At 57.1% G+C, this 15,873-nt stretch carries 15 protein-coding genes; 11 read left to right on the top strand and 4 right to left on the bottom strand.

The features are described from left to right. Positions 1 to 78 precede the first annotated feature (78 nt). The 7 genes from HY751_05315 to HY751_05285 all read left to right on the top strand — a co-directional run bounded on the left by HY751_05315 (position 79) and on the right by HY751_05285 (position 7,975). A complete protein-coding gene (locus HY751_05315; protein ID MBI4665815.1) occupies positions 79 to 552 on the top strand; it encodes a hypothetical protein in 474 nt (157 codons plus the stop codon). A gap of 180 nt (positions 553 to 732) precedes the next feature. After that, complete coding sequence (gene acs, locus HY751_05310; GenBank protein MBI4665814.1) at positions 733 to 2,706, top strand: acetate--CoA ligase; 1,974 nt, start codon at positions 733 to 735, stop codon at positions 2,704 to 2,706. 15 nt (positions 2,707 to 2,721) lie between these two features. After that, a complete protein-coding gene (locus tag HY751_05305; protein ID MBI4665813.1) occupies positions 2,722 to 3,249 on the top strand; it encodes an LptE family protein in 528 nt (175 codons plus the stop codon). Between the two features lie 216 nt (positions 3,250 to 3,465). Beyond that, positions 3,466 to 5,034, top strand: a complete 1,569-nt coding sequence (gene hflX, locus HY751_05300) for a GTPase HflX (GenBank protein ID MBI4665812.1) — start codon at positions 3,466 to 3,468, stop codon at positions 5,032 to 5,034. Between the two features lie 168 nt (positions 5,035 to 5,202). After that, positions 5,203 to 6,408, top strand: coding sequence for a tryptophan synthase subunit beta (trpB, locus tag HY751_05295; protein ID MBI4665811.1), 1,206 nt, complete (start codon positions 5,203 to 5,205; stop codon positions 6,406 to 6,408). 3 nt (positions 6,409 to 6,411) lie between these two features. Continuing rightward, complete coding sequence (locus HY751_05290) at positions 6,412 to 7,212, top strand: tryptophan synthase subunit alpha (GenBank protein MBI4665810.1); 801 nt, start codon at positions 6,412 to 6,414, stop codon at positions 7,210 to 7,212. Positions 7,213 to 7,258: 46 nt separating this feature from the next. Continuing rightward, positions 7,259 to 7,975 (top strand): sulfite exporter TauE/SafE family protein, encoded by a 717-nt coding sequence (locus tag HY751_05285; protein ID MBI4665809.1) that lies wholly within the window; start codon positions 7,259 to 7,261, stop codon positions 7,973 to 7,975. 31 nt (positions 7,976 to 8,006) lie between these two features. Here HY751_05285 and HY751_05280 read toward each other — a convergent pair whose 3' ends face one another. Together HY751_05280 and HY751_05275 are read right to left on the bottom strand one after the other, a co-directional pair. Next, positions 8,007 to 9,035, bottom strand: a complete 1,029-nt coding sequence (locus tag HY751_05280) for an agmatine deiminase family protein (protein ID MBI4665808.1) — start codon at positions 9,033 to 9,035, stop codon at positions 8,007 to 8,009. Between the two features lie 58 nt (positions 9,036 to 9,093). Continuing rightward, complete coding sequence (locus HY751_05275) at positions 9,094 to 9,945, bottom strand: carbon-nitrogen hydrolase (protein ID MBI4665807.1); 852 nt, start codon at positions 9,943 to 9,945, stop codon at positions 9,094 to 9,096. A 137-nt stretch (positions 9,946 to 10,082) separates the two neighbouring features. Here HY751_05275 and HY751_05270 point away from each other — a divergent pair, with 137 nt between their 5' ends. Together HY751_05270 and HY751_05265 are read left to right on the top strand one after the other, a co-directional pair. Beyond that, entirely contained in the window at positions 10,083 to 11,147 is a 1,065-nt protein-coding gene (locus tag HY751_05270) for a M48 family metalloprotease (protein ID MBI4665806.1), read from the top strand. Further along, entirely contained in the window at positions 11,144 to 11,428 is a 285-nt protein-coding gene (locus HY751_05265; protein ID MBI4665805.1) for a hypothetical protein, read from the top strand. The genes HY751_05270 and HY751_05265 overlap by 4 nt, the downstream gene beginning before the upstream one ends. A 42-nt stretch (positions 11,429 to 11,470) precedes the next feature. On the opposite strand, the gene HY751_05260 is transcribed toward HY751_05265, so the two are convergent. Both HY751_05260 and HY751_05255 read right to left on the bottom strand, forming a co-directional pair. Next, positions 11,471 to 11,905, bottom strand: coding sequence for a prepilin-type N-terminal cleavage/methylation domain-containing protein (locus HY751_05260; protein ID MBI4665804.1), 435 nt, complete (start codon positions 11,903 to 11,905; stop codon positions 11,471 to 11,473). Between the two features lie 216 nt (positions 11,906 to 12,121). Further along, on the bottom strand, positions 12,122 to 12,994 hold the full coding sequence (locus HY751_05255) for a tetratricopeptide repeat protein (GenBank protein MBI4665803.1): 873 nt from the start codon (positions 12,992 to 12,994) through the stop codon (positions 12,122 to 12,124). 148 nt (positions 12,995 to 13,142) lie between these two features. Here HY751_05255 and HY751_05250 point away from each other — a divergent pair, with 148 nt between their 5' ends. Together HY751_05250 and HY751_05245 are read left to right on the top strand one after the other, a co-directional pair. Beyond that, a complete protein-coding gene (locus HY751_05250; protein MBI4665802.1) occupies positions 13,143 to 14,546 on the top strand; it encodes a sigma-54-dependent Fis family transcriptional regulator in 1,404 nt (467 codons plus the stop codon). Further along, positions 14,546 to 15,868, top strand: coding sequence for a SpoIID/LytB domain-containing protein (locus tag HY751_05245; GenBank protein MBI4665801.1), 1,323 nt, complete (start codon positions 14,546 to 14,548; stop codon positions 15,866 to 15,868). The genes HY751_05250 and HY751_05245 overlap by 1 nt, the downstream gene beginning before the upstream one ends. Positions 15,869 to 15,873 lie beyond the last annotated feature (5 nt).

The raw sequence follows: 15,873 nt of genomic DNA, 5'->3' as shown, positions 1-15,873 counted from the left end.
GAATGGTGTGGTGGATATTTGGGCGGCGCCTCGGGTTGCGCCGGATAACTCAATCCAGGACCGGGACAGGAGGTATAAATGCCAAGAACCGTAAGTGACAAGGTGGTGGATTATCTCTGCGCGCTTTACAACGCGGAAATAGGCGCAATCGGTATTTACATGGATCAGCACGTGAAGCTGGACAACGCCGGCTTTTCAAAACTGGCCGAGGGGCGCAAGGAGGACGCCAAGGAGGAGATGCGTCACGCCGAAATGCTGGCTGAACGGATAACCTATCTGGGCCGCAACGTTAAATATTCCAAGCATGAGATCCCCAGGGAGGAAATGGTGGAGATCGCCGATATGCTTAGGTGGAACATACAGCTTGAGAACGAGGCTATAGAGATGTACAACGAGGGCATCCGGCTATGCGCCGCCGAGAATGACAATGGCTCGCGTCTTCTGATGGAAGGGATTTTGCGTGACGAGGAAAAACACCTGGGCACTTCGGAAACGCAACTGGAAAACCTGGAAAAATACGGGACACATTACATAGTCGGCCAACTTATGTAACCGGTCCGGGAGTATGGCGGCCCGCCGGGCGCTAAAGGTTATAACGCCAGGCCACTTGAGAGGCTTGATAAAAGCTCTACGGCTAAATTTAAGGGCTGGCTTCCTGCCTCTCTCCCATTTTGATAATATATCCGCCGGACCGTTTCGTTGCTCAACCACTAACCAGGAGCGAACCTTGTCATGACCGAAGCTGGCGCCATACAGTCCATGTCCACCGAACGAAGGATCTTCCCTCCTTCAGCGGAATTCTCTTCAAAAGCCTGGATAAAAAGCCTGGATGAGTACCGGGAGCTATACAAAAACTCCATCGAAGACCCGGATGGGTTCTGGGCCGGACGGGCCGGGCAAAGCCTGGTATGGACAAAGAAATGGAACCGTGTGCGCCAGTATGATTTTATAAACGCCAGCATAAAATGGTTCGAGGGCGGGGAACTGAACGTTTCCTATAACTGTCTGGACCGTCACCTGGCCACCCGGGGAGACAAGATAGCCATTCTTTGGGAGGGGGACCATACCACCGAATCCAAAGCCATCACCTATAGACAGCTTCACACAGAGGTGGTGAAATTCGCCAACGTCCTAAAGAAACATGGCATAGAAAAAGGCGACCGGGTGACCATATACCTGGGAATGATACCGGAGCTGGCCGTGGCCATGCTGGCCTGCGCCCGTATTGGCGCTATCCATAGCGTGGTGTTCGGCGGGTTCTCGGCCGAATCTCTACGGGACCGGATCCACGATTGCGAGTCCAAGCTGGTAATCACCGCGGATGGAAGCTACCGGGCGGGCAAGGTTATAGAGCTGAAAAAAGCGGCGGACACCGCCGCGGCCCAATGCCCCTCGGTGAAGCAGATGATTATCGTCCGCCGCACGAACCACGAGGTGGACTGGGTGAAAGGGCGGGACATATGGTGGGAAGACGCCATGGCCAACGCCAGCGCCGATTGCCCACCGGTGAGCAACAACGCCGAGGACCCGCTTTTTATCCTCTACACTTCCGGCTCCACCGGCAAACCCAAGGGGGTTCTGCACACCACCGGCGGATACCTCCTGTACACCCACGAGACGTTCAGGTATATCTTCGACTATCACGAGGACGACATATTCTGGTGTACAGCAGACATAGGCTGGATAACCGGCCACAGTTACGTGGTGTACGGGCCTCTTTCCAACGGCGCCACAACCCTTATGTTTGAGGGGGTCCCCACCTATCCCGAGCCGGACCGGTTCTGGAAAGTGGTGGAGAAGTACAAGGTGACGATTTTTTACACGGCCCCCACGGCCATCCGCGCCGTAGCCCGGGAAGGGGAAAAATGGCCCGCCGGGTGCGACCTTTCATCGTTGCGGCTTTTGGGTACAGTGGGGGAACCCATAAACCCCGAGGCGTGGATGTGGTATCACAACCATGTGGGCAGGGAGACATGCCCCATAGTTGACACCTGGTGGCAAACCGAGACCGGCGGCATACTTATCACTCCGTTGCCTGGCGCCGTGGCCACAAAGCCAGGCTCGGCCACTTTGCCTTTTTTCGGCGTGGAGCCTGAAGTGATAAAACAAGACGGTTCCCCGGCGGCGGTGAACGAGGGCGGGTATCTTGTCATAAAATCCTCGTGGCCCGGCCAGATGCGCACGGTGTACGGCCATCACGAAAGGTTCCGCGAAACCTATTTCTCCCAATACCCCGGGAAATATTTCACAGGCGACGGCGCCAGGGTGGATGAAGACGGATATTACTGGCTCATGGGCCGGGTGGACGACGTTATAAACGTGGCCGGGCATCGTATTGGCACGGCGGAGGTGGAATCGGCCCTGGTGTCTCACGACCTGGTGGCGGAAGCGGCGGTGGTGGGTTACCCGCACGACATCAAGGGGCAGGGGATATACGCCTTTGTCACCTTGAACCAGGGGGTGGACCCAGCGGCTCCGGAGTTGAAGAAGAAACTGAGCGACCATGTGTCCAAAGAGATAGGCCCCATCGCCAAGCCGGACGTAATCCAGTTCGCCCCCGGCTTGCCCAAAACCCGGTCCGGCAAGATAATGCGCAGGATTTTGCGCAAGATCGCCGAGAACGACCTTGCGAATTTGGGGGATACCTCTACCTTGGCCGATCCTTCGGTGGTGGATGTTCTTGTATCTCACCGGCCCAGGAATTGAAATGGAATACACGCTGTGAGACGCTCAAAATATAATACGGTGGGCGGGGCGCTGTGCGTTTTAGCGCTGGCGCTTGTGGCCGGTTGCGGATACGCGCTGGTGGGTAAGGGAAGCGCCTTACCGCAGGATGTGCGAAGCGTGTCCATCCCCCTGTTCGAAAACAAGACCGGCGAGCCGGAGCTGGACTCCATCGTTACCCGCGCCGTGAAAGACGAGTTCATCCGGGACGGCAGGCTGAAAGTGGATGATTCCGGCGCGGCTGACACCCTTCTTGTAGGCTCCATAGAGTCTTACAGCCTCCAGCCCGTGGCCTATTCATCGGACAACGTGGCCACCGAATATATCGTGAGCCTGGATATCCAGATAACCCACCGTTACGCCCGCAGGGAAAAAACGCTGACCAAACAAAGGGTGGCCATCACATGGCGGTATGTATCCCAAAGCGCCATCGCCGCCGCGGAGAGCCAGCGGCTTGCCGCCACCGAAGACGCCGCCAAACGCGCCGCCGAGACGCTGGTCTCCGTGGTGGTGGAGGCGTTTTAAACAGGACTTGTCACCAATCAAGCGAGGCGGACCATGGCAGGTTTAACCTGATCTAACGTGGTGGTATAACAGATACATGAATAGTAGTGATTTCGATACTGGCGTTAAATTGGAGAACCTGCCATAAAAGCTGTTGAAGGCAACCTCACCGGTTTAAAGCCGTCGCAGATAAGGGCGCTTGAAAGGCTTTACAGGCGCAAGACGCAGGCGGACGTGGTGGCGCCGCCGGAGCTTATCCTCACCTTAAGCAGGATATCCCGCGAACTGGGCAGGCAGGTGGGGCTGGTGATGGACCGGCGCGGCAAGGTGGAATATGTCATAGCCGGGGATCAAAGCCAGATAGTGATCCCATCGCTGAGCAGGTTGCGTTCCGGCACGGGAAGGTTGAGGGGTTTTCGTGTCATCCATACCCATTTGAAAGACGAGCCGCTCTCCAAGGAAGACCTGACGGACCTGGCCATGTTGCGGCTGGACTTGATAATGGCCGTGGCCGTGGCGCCCGACGGCGACCCGCAAAACCTGTATTCCGCCCATCTGAACCCGGATCCTGACGCGCCGGAACCCTGGATAACCCTGCCTTCCACGCGATATCCCGATACCGGGGTGAGGTTCGCCGACATCATAAAGTCGCTGGAGGAGGATTTCGCCCGGCGGGACACGCGCAAAGAAGAAAAAGGTTCATTGCGGGCCCTGCTGGTGCACATATCCAGCCTGCCCAAAGCCGACGCTGAGGAGCGCCTGTACGAACTTTCAGAACTGGCCCGCACGGAGCAGATTATCCCGGTGGACAGGGTGATCTATCGAGGTTCTCCCAACCCCCAGAATCTCCTTGGCTCCGGCAGGGTGAAAGACGTTATCATCCGCTCCATGGCGCTCAACGCCGACATGATACTTTTCGACCAGGAGCTTACCCCCGCGCAGGCGCGGTTTATAGGAAATATCACGGATATGCCGACCTTGGACCGCACCCAGCTTATCCATCGCATCTTCGCCCGAAGGGCCCATTCCACCGATGGCAAGTTAAGGGTGGAACTGGCCCGCCTGAAATATTCCCTGCCCAGGGTGGGGTTGAAAGACGACGCCCTCTCCCGCATCCGGGGCGGCATAGGCATGAAAGGCCCCGGTGAAACATCCATGGAGATCACCCGCCGCCGGTTGAGGGAGAGGATAAACCGGGCCGAGACGGCTCTGAAAAAACTCGGGCACGGCAGGGAGCAGAGGCGTAGCCTGAGAAAGCGCTCCGGCGTGCCGCAGATAGCGGTGATAGGCTACACCAACGCCGGTAAATCCACCCTGCTCAACGCTCTCACAAAAAGCTCGGTGCTGGTGGAGGACAAGCTGTTCGCCACGCTGGACCCCACCTCGCGCCGCATCCGGTTCCCGAAGAATATGGACGTGGTCATATCCGACACTGTTGGCTTCATCCGCGACCTGCCCGACGAGTTGCTGGACGCGTTCCGCTCCACCCTTGAAGAGTTGAAAGACGCGGATATCCTTATCCATCTGGTGGACATCTCCGCCCCGGATTTTGAGAAACAGATCCGCGCGGTGGAAGAAGTGCTTGAACGTATAGGGCTGGACAAGATACCCAGAAAAACAGTGTTCAATAAGGTGGACAGGGTGGATACCGGGACCGTGATGGATTTAACCCAACGGTTCGACGCCATACCCATCAGCGCCGCCGGGCGGCGGGGGCTTAACCGGCTTACTGAAGAACTGGTGAAAGAGATAGTCAAGGGCGCGGGCGAAGCGCCGGAGTTAAAAAAGCCGGAAGATGGATTCTAAGGAAAAGTCTTAGTCCAGCTTGCGGTTGCGCCAGGCCGGGCATATATTCCGTAGGATGGAAACCGCGCTTGAGGGAGCCGGTTCGTAACTTTCACATTCCACCCCTGTGATGTTTTACTTTGGCCGAAACGGCTGGTAAACTCTACAGGTTCCGATTTTGGAGATGATATGACCATACCCGATACAAACGGCCATTTCGGGCAATTCGGCGGCAGGTACGTTATTGAAACCCTGATGCCCGCCCTTTTGCGGCTGGAGGCCGAGTTTGACAAGGCCCTGAAGGACTCGAAGTTTTTAAGGAAGCTGGAGCGGTACCGCTCCACATACATAGGCAGGCCCACGCCCCTTTATTTCGCCGAGAAACTCACGAAACGGCTGGGCGGGGCCAGGGTTTATCTAAAGAGGGAAGACCTGGCCCATACAGGCTCCCACAAGATAAACAACACCATCGGCCAGGGCCTTCTGGCCCTGCGGATGAAGAAGAAAAGGATCATCGCCGAGACCGGCGCGGGCCAGCATGGGGTGGCAACGGCCACTGCGGCGGCGCTTTTTGGATTGAAGTGCGACGTGTACATGGGCTCCAAGGACATGGAGCGGCAGAAGATAAACGTGTTCCGCATGAAGCTTCTGGGGGCCGACGTTATCCCCGTTGATGTGGGCACGAAGACCCTCAAGGAAGCATCCAGCGAAGCCATCCGCGACTGGATAGCCACCAGCGACCATACGAACCTGGTAATCGGTTCGGTGATAGGCCCGCATCCGTTCCCGAAAATTGTGAGGGAGTTCCAAAGCGTTATCGGGCACGAGACCCGGTTCCAGATAATGGTGAAAGAAGGGCGCCTGCCGGACAAGATAATCGCCTGCGTGGGGGGCGGCAGTAACTCCATGGGCATATTCCATCCGTTCGCTCACGATGACGAGGTGGAGCTTATCGGCGTGGAAGCGGGCGGGCTTGGCATTTCCACAGGAAAACATGGGGCGCCGCTGGCCAAGGGAAAAGTGGGCGTCCTGCACGGCTCCAAGAGCTACGTTATGCTGGACAAAGACGGGCAGGTGATGGAGACTCATTCGCTTTCCGCGGGGCTGGACTATCCAGGCGTGGGCCCGGAGCACGCCTATTTTAAAGATATGGGGATCGCCCAATACGTAAATGTCACCGATGACGAGGCGCTGAATGCTTTCGAGCTTCTTTCGAAAGAAGAAGGCATCATGCCCGCTTTCGAGTCGGCCCACGCCATAGCTCATGTCATGAAAATGGCGCCAAAATTGAGCAGGAACAAGGTAATAGTCGTCTGCCTTTCCGGGCGCGGCGACAAGGACGTGGAGGTGGCCCAGCGTCTGCTCGGCTCCCGCGGGAAGAAGGGGGCGAAGTAACCGATGAGCAGGATAGAGTCCACATTCGCGAAGCTTAAGGCGGAAAAACGCCGTGCGCTGGTGATATTCCTCACCGCCGGAGATCCGGACATCGAGACCACGGTAAGGCTGGTTCTGGCCGCTAAAAAGGCCGGGGCGGACATCGTGGAGCTTGGCGTGCCATTCTCGGATCCGCTGGCGGACGGGCCCGTAATCCAGGAGTCTTTCCACCGGGCCATCAAGCGAGGAGCCAGCCTCACGAAAGTTCTGGCGGCGGTTAAAAAGATCCGTGAGCAAACGGACGTTCCGCTGGTGTTCATGCTGGCCTCCACGCTGATCATTAACCACGGGGTTAACAAGTTCATGCGCCAATGCGCCGAAGCTGGCGTGGATGGGATAATAATCCCCGATGCGCCGCTGGAGGAGATAGACGAGTTCGCCCCTTCGGCCAAAGATCATGGGCTGGACATCATAATGCTGGCCGCGCCCACGTCCCCATCGCAAAGGTTAAAGCAGATAGCGGCCCGTTCTTCCGGGTTTGTTTATTACATAAGCGTGGCGGGCGTCACCGGCAACAAGCTGGCATCCGCCACGGAAGCTGGCAAGGGGATAAAAGCCCTCAAGAAAACCACGCGCCTTCCGGTATGCGCCGGATTCGGCGTTACCGGGCCGGAGCAGGCCCGCCAGATGTCCGCCGTTGCGGACGGCGTCATTATCGGCTCACAGGCGGTAAGGGTCATCAACTCCGCCGGGTCGCCGGAGCAGGCTGTTCGGGAGCTATCAAAGTTCGTTTCCTCCGTGCGCCGCGCCATGGATAAAAAATAGGGGGAAGACGACAGTCTTGCGCTCTCCCCGCGTTCGATAGGCCGCTGTGAGCGAATATTGGCTGTTACCGCTGATAGCGTTCGCCTCGGCGTTCACCCAGGGTTCCGCCGGGTTCGGTCACGCCCTTATCGCCATTCCGCTGTTCGCCATGCTGATAGACGTGAAAACAGCCATTCCGCTATCCCTGTTGAATGGTATCCTTATAAACCTTACCCTCATGTTCCGGTGGCATGAGCGGCTGGATTTTAAAAAGTCCCGCCCGCTGTTCACCGGCGCCGTTTTCGGCATACCCATAGGGGTCTATTTCCTTAAATCACTGGACCCCTCGATGATAAAAATGGGCCTTGGCTCATTTCTCATAGCCTTTGCAATATTTTCACTGATGGTGGCGGAAATCAAATTGCGAATGGGGGCCAGGCTCGCGTACTTGTTCGGTTTCTTCTCGGGTATCCTGGGCGGCGCATTTGGGTTAAACGGCCCCATATCGGTTTTTTTCGTCACGACCCAGCCCTGGGAGATAGATCAAAAAAAAGGGGTGTTAGTCACCTATTTTGTGGTGAGCAACATCATGGTCATCACGTTCTACGCTCTTTCCGGTCTGGCCACGCTTGCGGCCTTAAAATGGTTCGCCATCTGCGCGCCGTTTCTTGTGGCCGGTTCCCTGTCAGGCTCGGCCACCAGCGATAATGTCCATAAAGACACGGTAAAGAGGTTTATGTACTTCCTGATAATAGTCATGGGCGGAATGATGTTTGCCAGATGATAACCTTGAAGTTCAAGCATGATGCGGTGGTTTAAATGCCTTTAGGCTCCTGCTGGGTCAAGCAATGCAACGTGCCCAGCCCCCACACCAGATCCACTGCGTGGATGCCTATAACTTGCCGCCCCGGAAACAGTTCGGACAATATCCCCAGCGCCACCCGGTCTTTTACGTCGTTGAAGGTGGGGACTATCACCACCGCGTCGCCGATGTAAAAGTTGGCGTAAGAGGCCGGAAGGCGCAACCCGTCGAAAACCAATGGCGCCGGCATGGGCAATAACACAACTTCCGGTTTGGAGCCGTCCTCCAGCCTTGCGCCTTGCAATATCTCGCGGTTTTCGTTCAGCGGGCGGTAATTATCTTCGGCGGGATTATCCTCGGCGCATAAGACCACGGTATTGGCGTTAACGAACCGGCAAAGGTCGTCCACATGGCCGTGGGTGTCATCCCCGGCAATACCCTTGTTGAGCCATATAACATTTTTAGCGCCCAGATAACCGGCAAGCGCCTGTTCGGTCTCTTTCCTGCCCAATCCCGGGTTTCGCGTTTGAACCTTATCGTCCAGCAGACATTCCACGGTGGTGATTAGCGTTCCTTTGCCGTTCACATCTATGGCCCCGCCTTCCAGCGTGAAAGGCGCGCCATTTACCACCGCTTCCACTATCGGCGTTTTCAGCTTCCTCGCCACTATGCCCGCCACTTTGTTATCCAGCCTCCAGTTGGGGTACTTGGCCCAGGCGTTGAATTTGAAATTTACGATGGCCTTTTCCCCGGCGGCGTTCTTAATGAATATGGGGCCCATGTCGCGGGTCCAGCCCCGGTCGGTGGGTATGATGAAAAACTCCACCCGGGTCAAGTCCACGCGGGACTTGGCCAATATCCGCCGGACGCTTTTGGATTTGTCGACGCTTCCAACAATGATGCGGACGGTTTCGCCCAGGGTGAGTTTTTTGACCATCTCGGCGAACACCCACTGGACGGTGTTCAGCTTGCCCGGCCAGTCTTCCCCGTTCTGGGGCCAGCATATCCATGTGGCGTCATGCCCTTCCCACTCGGCGGGCATCCGGTAACCCTGCCGCGCGGGCAGGGCGGTAAGTTTCGAGGTTTTCACTGTGTCGCTGTCAGTCGGAATAGCGGCTTGTTATTCCGCCGTACAGGTCTATGCGGCGGTCGCGCAGGAACGGCCAGTTGCGGCGGGTCTCCTCGATCTTCGCCGGATCCACCTCGGTTATCAATATCTCCTCCCGGTCGGCGGAGGCTTCGGCGGTCACCACGCCGAATGGGTCGCTTATAAAACTGCCGCCCCAGAACTGGATGCCGTCGCCCCCTTCTTTGGTGATTTCGCGCCCAACCCGGTTCACCGCCGCCACATACACCCCGTTGGCTATGGCGTGGCCCCGCTGGACGGTTCTCCACGCGTCTTTCTGCGCCGCGCCGAACTGTTCACGCTCCGCCGGATGCCAGCCTATGGCCGTGGGGTAAAAGATGACCTCCGCCCCCAAAAGCGCCGTCAGCCGCGCCGCCTCGGGATACCACTGGTCCCAGCAGATGAGGACGCCAAGCTTACCGAAAGATGTGTCGAAGGTTTTGAAACCCAGGTCGCCGGGGGTGAAATAATATTTCTCGTAATAGGACGGGTCGTCGGGAATGTGGTTTTTCCTGTAAATCCCCATAAGCTTTCCATCGGGGCCGATGACCGCCGTGGTGTTATGGTAAAGCCCCTTGGCCCGTTTCTCGAAAAGCGAGGCTACTATCACGGCTCCGGTCCTGGCCGCGGCTTTGCACAGCGTATCCGTAGCCGGGCCGGGGATTGGCTCGGCGTGGTTGAACAGCGCCGCGTCCTCCCGCTGGCAGAAATATGGCGTCAAGAACAGCTCCGGCAGGCAAATAACGCTGGCGCCAGCGTTGGCCGCCGACTCTATGAGAGAAACGGCCTTCAACATGTTCTCCGCCGGATCAGTGGACATGCTCATCTGCAAAAGGCCGATCTTGTACGGTTTATTCACTTTCGAATCGCAATCCTGCAATGGGGCCAAGGTTCCGCCGTGTAGCCCGGGCGGATAATGGCCTCGCGTTATGTGCTAAAATTTATATTTTAACAGAACTTTTAATGAACGCTCAAAAGCCTTGGCGTCTGCCGGTTTTAATCGCCATTCTGGCGGCGATGGCGCTTGTCGTTGGCACGGCCCGGTATGGGCTGGCCCTGTTTGAAGGATCCGACGAGGAGGCCATAGGCCGCGAGGCGGACAAGGACATCATCCGCTCCTACGGCTATTATGAAGACCCGGCCTTGCAGGAATACGTTACCCGGGTCGGGAACAAGGTACTCACCAAAATCCGCGAGCCGGAATTCGAGTATCACTTCAAAGTCGTTGATCAAGAGATGATAAACGCTTTCGCTCTGCCCGGCGGATATATTTATGTGACCCGTGGGCTTCTGGCCACGCTAAACTCCGAGGCGGCATTGGCGGGCGTGATAGGGCACGAGGTTGGCCATGTGATAGGCCACCACGCCGTGCGGCAGATGAAAAAACAGATAGGCTCGGCCCTGCTCACCCTGGGCGGCCTGGCATTGAGCGAGGAAATCCGCGCGAACGCCGGCGCGTGGCTTACCGTAAGCACATCCCTTTCCCAACAGGTCCTTCTAGGGTATGGCCGGGAGTTTGAGATGGAGAGCGACCAGGTGGGGATGATCACCGCGTACGAGGCGGGGTATGACCCCACAGGGATAGTGAAGTTCCTGGAGTCGCTGAGGGTCATAGAGCGGAAGGGGGGGCACAGTTATCACGGGTTCGCCGCAACCCATCCGGACACCGTGAGCAGGATCATAGAAGCCGAAGGCAAAAGCGAACTGTTGAAAGCCCGCGACGGGCAGACAAACGATTTCCGCGACAGGTATCTGGACGCCATTGAGGGGTTGAGGTACGGCAAACCCGCCTGGCGTGGGCAAACCAACCCGCCTTGGGTGGTGCACATCCACACGGTTAAAGAAGGGGAGACTTTCCTCTCCATAGCCAAAGAGGTCAGTGGAGACGAGGGGATGGCCATGGAAACAGCCATGTTGAACGGCATGGAGCCGGGGGATGCGCTGGCCCCGGGAACCAGGATAAAAACCCTGCTGAAGGCAAAAACAACGAACAAGATATTGCGTATTGAAGAGGAGCCTAAAAAATGAAATCGGCGCTGGAACTGGCCATGGAGAAGGCGGCGAAGCTTACGGGGGGCGAGTTAAAATCTTTGAGCGCCAGCCAAAAAGCGGCCATAGCCGAAGCCCGGAGCAAAACCGAGGCGAAGATTGCCGAGGCCAAAATCATGCTCGACGAGAAAATGAAGAAAATAGCCGGGCGCCCTGAATATGCCGCCGCTCTGGAGGAAGCCAAGGAAAATTTCAGGCAGGAAAAAACCCGGGTGGAAGAGGCGCTGGAGCGGGAGATAGAGGCCATACGGCGCCAGTAAACGCCCCTGCCTCCCTTATAAAACGCCTATCAGGCGTTACGCTCATGGGCAAAGCCAGCGATATGCCGGACTCTCCTGAATCTGGTTTGGTACCATCCAGCCGCCCCACGGGTCGGTTCCATATGGGATATAAAGGAAATATCCGGTTTCGCCTTTTAAATGGCACCCCCACGCGTACCATACCCACCCTAAACCGGTGTCTATTGAGACGTCTAGAATATTGACCTCGTTGCTAATCTTCACTTCGGGAAAGTTGGGATGCGTTCCCGGTGTGGTGATCCAGTTAATGAAAAAAGCAGGGGTATCCGTATTGGCCACAGCCTTTGTGAACTGGTTCAGGTCCGAAAGCGCGGTTGTGTCGTAAAACCGCTGGCGGTACCTCTGAAGCTCCGGGATGACTATCACCATCAGGACAGCGATGATGGAAACAGTCACCAATAGCTCCACAAGGGTGAATCCTTTTTTTGTGGCGAACATGGGCTTATTGGGTAGCATCGGCGCCAACTCCTTGTTTAAAAAACATTTGAACCTTTCCACCTTCACGTCCCCCCGTGTTGGCAAAAGTTCTCTTGAGATTAGCGCCCTGGGCTTGGATGGGCTTTTCGGTAACAATATAACACGGTTTTTCCGGAATTGAGCCAAAATTTCTCAATAAAAATTGCGCTTCGGTTTTTTAACTTCCACCCAGTTGGATCATTTTACCGGGATGCGCCGGGTGAGTTTCAAGAAACATTCTTTTCCCCTCAACCCGGCCAGATCATCGTCGGACAGGGCGCCGTTAACGTCGTTAAAACCGGTCTCAAACGCCTTCGACAGGGACGCGCAGGCATTCTCCACCTTGCCCTGTTTCGATTGGGCGCAGGCCAGGTTGTACCACACCGGGGCCAAACCTGGCGCAAGGCTGGCGGCTGTTAAAAGACTTTCCTCCGCCTGCGCCAGCATTCCCGATTTTAAATACGCGTATCCCAAACCGGAAAACGCCTCAGCGTCGCCGGGTTTCAGCTTTGCCGCCCTGGTGAAGTTTTCAATGGAGCCGGAGTAATCGCCAAGCCCGGCCAAAACCCTGCCTAATCCGGCGCGGATATCAAATTCCTTATCCGGATTCTCGCCGAGGGCCGAGCGGTATTTTTGCGCCGCTTCGCCATAAGCTCCGCTGGCTTCAGCAATGGAGCCCCACAACAAGTCCACCTCGCCACGGCTGGAGACTTTTAAGGGAGCGGTTTTCCTTACAGCCTGCAACGCTTTGCCGGGATTTCCGGATTTCAAGTGGCATTCCGCCGTCAGCGCCCAGGTGTCCCCATCCGGTTTGCCCATCCCAGCCGCTTTTTCCAGTTTCATAGCGGCGGATTCGAATTTCCCCATCCTGTACGCGCTCAGTCCCCAGGCAAGATAAGCCCTCCGGTCCAGCTCCCGGGGTTTGGATATATGAAAAGCTTTCAGCGCCTCGGCGTATTTCCCCTCGTTATAAAACCTCAACCCTTTTTGAACGGCGCTTTCTCGGCTCTCCGCCACGGAGCCGGATGTAATGACAACCGCGGCGATGACCGCCAATAATTTATTGACCATCGGGATATGTTATCGCGTGGACATGATTTACGCCACGCCACGCCGGGCTTGGTTTAACATTCTTTTATGAAGATGGCCGGTTTTAGCGTAAAATTTTCAAGGCGCTCTTTTGCGGCATGAGAGCCATTTAATAGAATTCCTTATCATGATGAGGACAGCCATCGAACCGAAAAACGTTCTGGTAGTGGACGATGAGGAGGAAATGCGGATCGCCCTCAAAGAGGCGCTGAGCCGCGCCGGGCACAAAGTGTTCACCGCGGGCAACGGCGAGGAGGGGCTTAAGGCCTTCGAGGAAAAGTCGCCGGAGATAATCATTTCCGATATGCGCATGCCCCGCATGAACGGGCTGGACCTTCTTCGGGCCATCCGGGAGCGCAAGAGCGAAGCGCCCTTTGTGCTTATAACCGCCTATGGCGCGGTGGACGACGCGGTGGAGGCCATGAAAGAAGGCGCCAGCGACTACATATTAAAACCCTTCTCCGCCGACACGCTAGACGAACTTTTCCGCCGCCTGTTCAACGGCGCTGATGAGGCCCGGCCGGTATCGCTGAAAAAACCTGGCGTAGAGCCTTCACCGGCAAAAAAGAAATTCCAGGGGCGCGTTATCGTCAGCGTTAACGACCGGCTCCAGCAGACGCTGGACATCGCCCGCAGGGTGGCCCCATCCAGGTCCACGGTTCTTGTCCATGGGGAGTCGGGCACCGGCAAGGAACTGGTGGCCCGGTTTATCCATGAAAATTCCGACCGGTCCGACGGCCCTTTTGTGGCGGTAAACTGCGCCGCCCTGCCGGAGAGCCTCCTGGAGTCGGAGCTTTTCGGGCATGAGAAAGGTTCGTTCACCGGGGCCATCGCCCGCAAGACCGGCAAGTTCGAACTGGCCGACGGGGGCACATTGCTTCTGGATGAGGTCACGGAGATGGATCCGCAACTGCAGGCCAAGCTTCTGCGGGTGTTGCAGGAGAACGAGATAGACCGGGTTGGGGGCGCCCATCCTGTGCCGATAAACGTGCGGGTGATAGCCACCACCAACCGGGACATCAAACAGGCGGTAACGGAAGGCAAGTTCCGGGAGGATCTTTATTTCCGGCTCAACGTCATCCCCTTATACCTGCCGCCATTGCGCGAGCGGACCGGGGACATAGCCGCGCTCGTGGGCCACTTCGTTGAAAAATTCAACGCGCTCATGGGCAAGGCGCTGGAAGGCTTGGATGACGAGGCCATGCAGGCGCTGGAGCGTCACTCCTGGCGCGGCAACGTGCGGGAGCTGGAGAACGTTATGGAAAGGGCGGTACTGCTCTCCTCCGGGCCTCTTATTAAGGTGGCGGATCTTATGCTGGATATAGTAAAATCCCCCGATGTTTCCGCCGCCACCCCTGCGGCCGGGGACGAATTAGCGCCGGGCGTCACGGTGGCGCAAATGGAAAAGAAACTGATAATGAAGACGCTGGAAAGCGTCCAGGGGAACAGGACCCGCGCGGCCGAGTCGCTGGGCGTTTCCATCCGCACATTGCGGAACAAGCTGAACGAATACAGGATGGACAACGGGCTCTGATGAGTTTTAATACAGCCATAGCGGGAGCGACCTGTCGCGGCGTCCGGATAAAACTGGCGCCGCGATTGACGTTTTGCGCCCTGTTCGCATTCGCCGCTTTTTCAACCCCCGGCGCTCACGCCAAAACCATTCGCGTGGCGGTGGAGAAGGGGCTTTCTTCGGTCACAGTCCATTCCGAATGGCCCATCAAATTCATGCTCGGCTCCGAGAATGTGATTCTTAAAACCGAGGGCGGCACGGCCCGGGTGGCCGTTAAGCCAGGCGGGTTTTCCATCGGTGGCAGGCTGGCGCGGGACAACGAGGTAACGGCCACATCCAGCGGCCCCATCAGGGTTGGCTCATTAAGGTTCCATGGCGAGATACAGTTTGTAAAAGACGGCCATGGCCGGATGATGGTGGTGAACCATGTGGATCTGGAGGAGTACGTGGCCGGGGTGGTGGCGCGGGAAATGGGCGGTTCCTGGCCGGAAGAAGCTCTTAAGGCCCAGGCCATAGCGGCGCGCACCTTCGCGCTATACCAGATGGAGCGTTCCGGTGGCCGGGCGTACGACCTGGACAATACATATAACTCCCAGGTCTATGGCGGGCAAAAAGGGGTGAACCAGGCGGTGAAAGAGGCGGTGTTCGCCACCCGTGGGATAATCGCAAGGTATGACGGCCAAACGGCGGGAACGTTCTACCACAGTTCCGCAGGCGGCAGGACAGAGGATTTAAAGGAAGTGTGGGGCGGAGAACGGCGTCCTTATCTTGTGAGCAGGCCGGCTCTTTTCGAAGACAGGTCGCCCCACCGGTCCTGGCGACGGGCCATAGGCGCCAAAGAGGTTGCCGCCAGACTGGGCAGGCTAGGCGTTCGCGGAGGGCCAGTTACGGCCATTGACGCCATCTCGCACACGGAATCGGGCCGTGTGCGCCGGGCAAAGATATCCTTGGGCTCCGGAAAAAAGATTATCGTAAGCGGTGAAACATTGCGCCGGATCCTTGGTGAAACCAGGATACTTTCGACAAAGTTTGAAGTTAGAAGAAGCAAGAAGGGGGCTTTCGTCTTTTCTGGCGAAGGGTTCGGGCACGGAGTTGGCATGAGCCAGTGGAGCGCCCGGGGCATGTCTGAAAATGGAGCCACTTATGATGAGATAGTCCAGCATTTCTACCCAGGGGTGGAGCTTACGCAGATTTACGAAGAACTCCAATTGGCCCAACTGCAAGAGCCAGCGCAAGCCGCCGGGCCGGAGGCGGTTGTCCCGGAGGATCCGGCGTCCGCGCCCATCGCGGTCGTGGAAAGCCCCTCGCCGGAAACTCAATCCGCCGGATCACAGGCTCGTTAATTAAA

Source organism: Nitrospinota bacterium, assembly GCA_016208975.1.
GTDB lineage: Bacteria > Nitrospinota_A > UBA7883 > UBA7883 > JACRLM01 > JACQXA01.
This window is presented reverse-complemented; position numbering and strand designations above follow the sequence as displayed.

Excerpts from the sequence above, each read along its gene's own strand:
- HY751_05290 (MBI4665810.1), top strand. The coding sequence starts at position 6,412 with ATGAGCAGGATAGAGTCCACATTCGCGAAGCTTAAGGCGGAAAAACGC.
- trpB (MBI4665811.1), top strand. The coding sequence starts at position 5,203 with ATGACCATACCCGATACAAACGGCCATTTCGGGCAATTCGGCGGCAGG.
- HY751_05270 (MBI4665806.1), top strand. The coding sequence starts at position 10,083 with ATGAACGCTCAAAAGCCTTGGCGTCTGCCGGTTTTAATCGCCATTCTG.
- HY751_05275 (MBI4665807.1), bottom strand. The coding sequence starts at position 9,945 with ATGAGCATGTCCACTGATCCGGCGGAGAACATGTTGAAGGCCGTTTCT.
- HY751_05280 (MBI4665808.1), bottom strand. The coding sequence starts at position 9,035 with ATGCCCGCCGAGTGGGAAGGGCATGACGCCACATGGATATGCTGGCCC.
- HY751_05260 (MBI4665804.1), bottom strand. The coding sequence starts at position 11,905 with ATGTTCGCCACAAAAAAAGGATTCACCCTTGTGGAGCTATTGGTGACT.
- acs (MBI4665814.1), top strand. The coding sequence starts at position 733 with ATGACCGAAGCTGGCGCCATACAGTCCATGTCCACCGAACGAAGGATC.
- HY751_05265 (MBI4665805.1), top strand. The coding sequence starts at position 11,144 with ATGAAATCGGCGCTGGAACTGGCCATGGAGAAGGCGGCGAAGCTTACG.
- HY751_05245 (MBI4665801.1), top strand. The coding sequence starts at position 14,546 with ATGAGTTTTAATACAGCCATAGCGGGAGCGACCTGTCGCGGCGTCCGG.
- HY751_05255 (MBI4665803.1), bottom strand. The coding sequence starts at position 12,994 with ATGGTCAATAAATTATTGGCGGTCATCGCCGCGGTTGTCATTACATCC.
- HY751_05250 (MBI4665802.1), top strand. The coding sequence starts at position 13,143 with ATGAGGACAGCCATCGAACCGAAAAACGTTCTGGTAGTGGACGATGAG.
- HY751_05315 (MBI4665815.1), top strand. The coding sequence starts at position 79 with ATGCCAAGAACCGTAAGTGACAAGGTGGTGGATTATCTCTGCGCGCTT.